Annotated in this window: 2 protein-coding genes and 1 pseudogene; 1 reads left to right on the forward strand and 2 read right to left on the reverse strand. The window is 69.6% G+C overall.

Annotated features, from left to right (window positions below):
• The first annotated feature begins 97 nt into the window (after positions 1-97).
• The gene (locus tag MJ785_RS16665) at positions 98-2,413 is read left to right on the forward strand and encodes an ATP-binding protein (RefSeq protein ID WP_239381675.1); all 2,316 of its coding nucleotides are present in this window, start codon (positions 98-100) and stop codon (positions 2,411-2,413) included.
• A 273-nt stretch (positions 2,414-2,686) separates the two neighbouring features.
• Here the strand turns inward: MJ785_RS16665 and MJ785_RS16670 are convergent, their stop codons facing one another.
• Together MJ785_RS16670 and MJ785_RS16675 are read right to left on the reverse strand one after the other, a co-directional pair.
• A complete protein-coding gene (locus MJ785_RS16670; RefSeq protein WP_239311894.1) occupies positions 2,687-3,445 on the reverse strand; it encodes a succinate dehydrogenase/fumarate reductase iron-sulfur subunit in 759 nt (252 codons plus the stop codon).
• Positions 3,445-3,901, reverse strand: a pseudogene (locus tag MJ785_RS16675) (fumarate reductase/succinate dehydrogenase flavoprotein subunit); the annotation flags it as partial. The pseudogene MJ785_RS16675 and the gene MJ785_RS16670, both read right to left, overlap by 1 nt.

Consider the following 3,901-nt stretch of genomic DNA (forward strand, 5'->3'; position numbering starts at 1 on the left):
AGGCGTGGCGAGCCGGATCTGGCAGGGTCCCGCGCGGCGCGGGCGGAGGCGTGGGTCCTATACATGGTCAGCCTCCAGATGGTGAAATTACCGGACTGTGAATGATCTGGCGCTCAACGCGCTCGAGGCGGCCGCCGCGCGTGTTTTCGCGGTTCTGCGAATCTTCGGGATCCTCTTCGAACTGGTCGCTGTCGTCGTCGGGCACAGGTGGTACTGCACGCCGGCTCATCTGATAGTGCCGGCGGTGGTCGCCGGCTGGGGGATCGTGTTCGCCGCCAGCTGCCTGCGGGCCGGGCTGCGTCGGGGGATTGCCGCCGGCGAACTGGCGGTGGCAATGCTGCTCGCGGCGACCGTGCCGTGGGCGCTGCCCCCCGATGTGCTGCGGGAAGGGCTGAGCTGGGTGCTGCCGCGCCTGGTCGGGGCATCGGTCGTGGTCGCCTGGTGTGCCCCGGCCGTGATCTGGCTGCCGGCCACGGCCACTCTCGCCGGTCTGCTCATGACGTCATGCCTGGCATCGGGGATGCAAGCCAGCACGGCCGCCGTGATGGTTGCCGCGATGGCCTTCCTGTCGCTGCTGTTCACGGTGGTGTCAAGCGTGGCGCGGCACGGCGCGATCATGGCCGACCGGAGTTTCGCGCGCGCCGCGGCCCGGCAGAGCGTACATGCGCTGGCGACGGCGCGGCAGCGAAAACTCAGGGAGTCCGAACGCATCCTGCACGACATCGTGTTGAACACCCTCACCGGGCTCGCCTGGGGCGTGTCCGCCTCCTCGGCGCAGATGGTCAGGACACGTTGCCGCCATGCCGCGACCGTTTGCGTGGATCTCCTGGGCACTGGTTATGACGGGGGCGACGAGGCCGCCAGCCCCGCCGCGCGGCTGGACCAGGTTGTCGAGGAGGCGCGCCGCGCTGGGCTGGACGTCGAGATCTCGACAACCGGTCAGCTGGATGTCCCCGGGGATGTCCGTGCCGCGTTGGCGGCCACGGTCCGGGAGGCGCTGTCCAACGTCCGCCGCCACGCGAACACATCCCGGGCCTGGGTGGACATCCAGGCGAATACGGGGGACGTAGTGATAACCGTTCGTGATGAAGGAGTGGGTTTCGAGCCGCTGGACCATGATTCCGAGCGGTTGGGCATCCGATATTCGATCATCGGGCGGATGGCCGACGTGGGCGGTTCGGCTGACGTTCGCTCCATATCCGGCCGTGGCACGACGGTCACGCTGCACTGGTCCCCGCGCCTGGCGCCGGAGCCGGCCCTGGCGGCCGACGCGGTCGCGCTGGAGTGCTCCTACGCCTGGAACGCGACGCGGGCGGTGGGCATGGGAGCATGTCTGTGGCAGATCGGTTGTGGCCTGCTGCTGCTCGGACGCCTCGCCGCATACCGCCATCCGCTGCTCGTCCTGGGGGCTTGGGGAATTTCCCTGGCGCTGCTGGCCCGCTACGTCGTGCTGGCGCTCGGTGGCCGGCTCCGCCCGGTCGTGGTCGCGCGGCTGGTCGTGGTCGTGATCGGTACCCAGATCGTCCTCGGCCTGTCGGTGCGGGACGGAGATCTGGTGGGACTCCGGCCGGTGATGTTCGCGGACGTCGGGGCGACGGTCCTTTTCGTGTTCGGCCGACCAGCCGGCCAGTGGCTGGCGCCGGTGACGCTGATGGCCGGGACAGCGACGGCTGTGATCAGTTGGCGGTCGGCGGGTGACGTCACCGTGCTGATGAGGTTCGGCGAGTTCCTTTACGCACAGGTCGCGCTCCAGACGGCCTTGTCGATGTTCTGGCGGGCCCGCCACGCCATGGCCGGGGTGACGGCACGGACCGCGCGCGCGGAGGCGGAACTGATTGCGGATCGGGCAGCTGCGGTCGCTGTGCGTCATGACCGGCGGCTGCGCCTGCTTCACCTGGCCGACGGTCCGTTGCCCCTTCTCGCCGATCTCGGTGCGGGCAGGCTGGACCCCCAGGATGACGTGGTCCGTGAGCGCTGCGCGCGATGCGCGGCGGCGCTGCGGCGCACACTGACCCGTCAGCTGTCACCGTCGGCGCTGGTCACCGTTCTTGAGAGTGCCGCGCGTTCGGCAGAGCTGCGAGGCGCCAGGGTGGAGCTTCAGATCGCGGGAGAGGTGGAGGCCATTCCCGCGGCGGTGGGGCGGGAGATCGCGGGTACCGCCACCGCGATCCTCGCCCGGATCGGCGATGGCCGGGTCCTCATCACCCTCACCGCCGGCGCGCGGGACGGCTTTCTGTTCCTGGCATTTCCCGCACCCGCACCCGCACCCGCCCTCGGCGATCCGGCCCCGGGCCTTCCCGCGGGCACACCCATGACACACCAGTGGATCGACGTCGTCGAGGAGAGTGAGGAGGGCAAGGTCTGCGTGGAGATCCGCTGGGGGCTGGACCGCGCCGTCCAGACATCCCGGTGAGCGCTGTCCCACACGGGCAGGCGAGCGGGATCGGCCCCGTGGGTCTACGGCGTGTTTCAGCAGCCGTCCTTCGATCAGGGAGCCGGACAGATGGCTTGTGAAACACGCCTTAGAGCGCCCGGCAGTAGGGGTGTGGATCAGGGAACGGGGCTGGGGTGCGTGCGTCGCGAGGCGGCGGAGGCAGGCACCGGAGGTGGTGGGTGGCGACCGACGACAACGCGGCCAGGGGACGCCTGGACGCGGCGAGCCGGAATGACGATCTCACACACGCTCTTAGCGCCTGCGCCGGAAGATGCGGGTGCCGAGCCACACCAGCGGGTCGTAAGAAGCGTCGACGACCCGTTCCTTGAGCGCGATGATGGCGTTGTCGGTGATCGCGATGTTCTCCGGGCACACCTCCGTACAGCATTTCGTGATGTTGCAGTAGCCGATACCGGCCTCCTTGCGCAGCAGCTCCCGCCGGTCCTCGGTGTCGAGTGGATGCATCTCCAGCTCGGCGTACCGGACCATCAGCCGCGGGCCGGCGAAGACCGGCTTGTTCTCTTCATGGTCACGGATGACGTGGCAGACTGTCTGGCACAGGAAGCACTCGATGCACCGGCGGAACTCCTGGACGCGGCCGGCGTCCTCCGGCCGCATCCGGTGGTGCCCGTCGGCGCCGGCGGGCGGGCCGGGCGCGAATGCCGGCACCTGCGCGGCCTTCTCGTAGTTGTACGAGACGTCGGTGACAAGGTCCCGGATCACCGGGAAGGTCCGCAGCGGCGTCACGGTGATGGTGTCCGCCGGGGCGAACAGGTTCAGCCGGGTCATGCACATCAGCCGGGGACGGCCGTTCACCTCGGCGCCGCACGACCCGCACTTGCCGGCCTTGCAGTTCCACCGGACGGCCAGATCCGGGAGCTGGGTCCGCTGGAGCCGGTGCAGCGCGTCGAGGACGACCATGCCCTCCTCGACGGCGACCGTGTAGTCGTGCAGATCACCGCCGCTCGCATCGCCTCGCCACACCTGGAGTCTCAGGTCGTACCCGGTCATCACGCCTCCTTCCCGGCCGCCGCGGGCTGGTCGAACAGGTGAGCCAGCTCCGCCGGCAGCGGCGGCAGCGGCTCGGCGGTGAGTTCAAGCCTGTCGGCACGCAGCCGCAGGACGTGGTTGACGGTCGCGAACGCCGGATCGGGCCGGGGGAAGTCGTCGCGGGTGTGCCCGCCACGGCTCTCCTTGCGGGCCATCGCGCAGGTGGCGATGCACTCGGCGACGGTGAGCAGCGATCGCAGATCGATGGCAAGATGCCAGCCGGGATTGTACTGGCGGTGACCGGTGACCGCGACCCGGCGGGCACGGGCCCGCAACGCCTCGATCTCTGCCAGTGCCTGGGCGAGCTCGGTTTCGGTCCGGATGATCCCGACCAGGCTCTGCATCACCTCCTGAAGGTCGATCTGTAGCTGGTAGGGGTTCTCCGCCGCGGTTGCGCCGGTGTGTCCGTTGGTGTGT

It is taken from the genome of Protofrankia sp. CiT1, assembly GCF_917627335.1.
Classification (GTDB): Bacteria; Actinomycetota; Actinomycetes; order Frankiales; family Frankiaceae; genus Protofrankia.

Bases quoted from the DNA above. Each gene is read 5' to 3' on its own strand.
- MJ785_RS16670 (WP_239311894.1), bottom strand. From the start codon at position 3,445: ATGACCGGGTACGACCTGAGACTCCAGGTGTGGCGAGGCGATGCGAGC.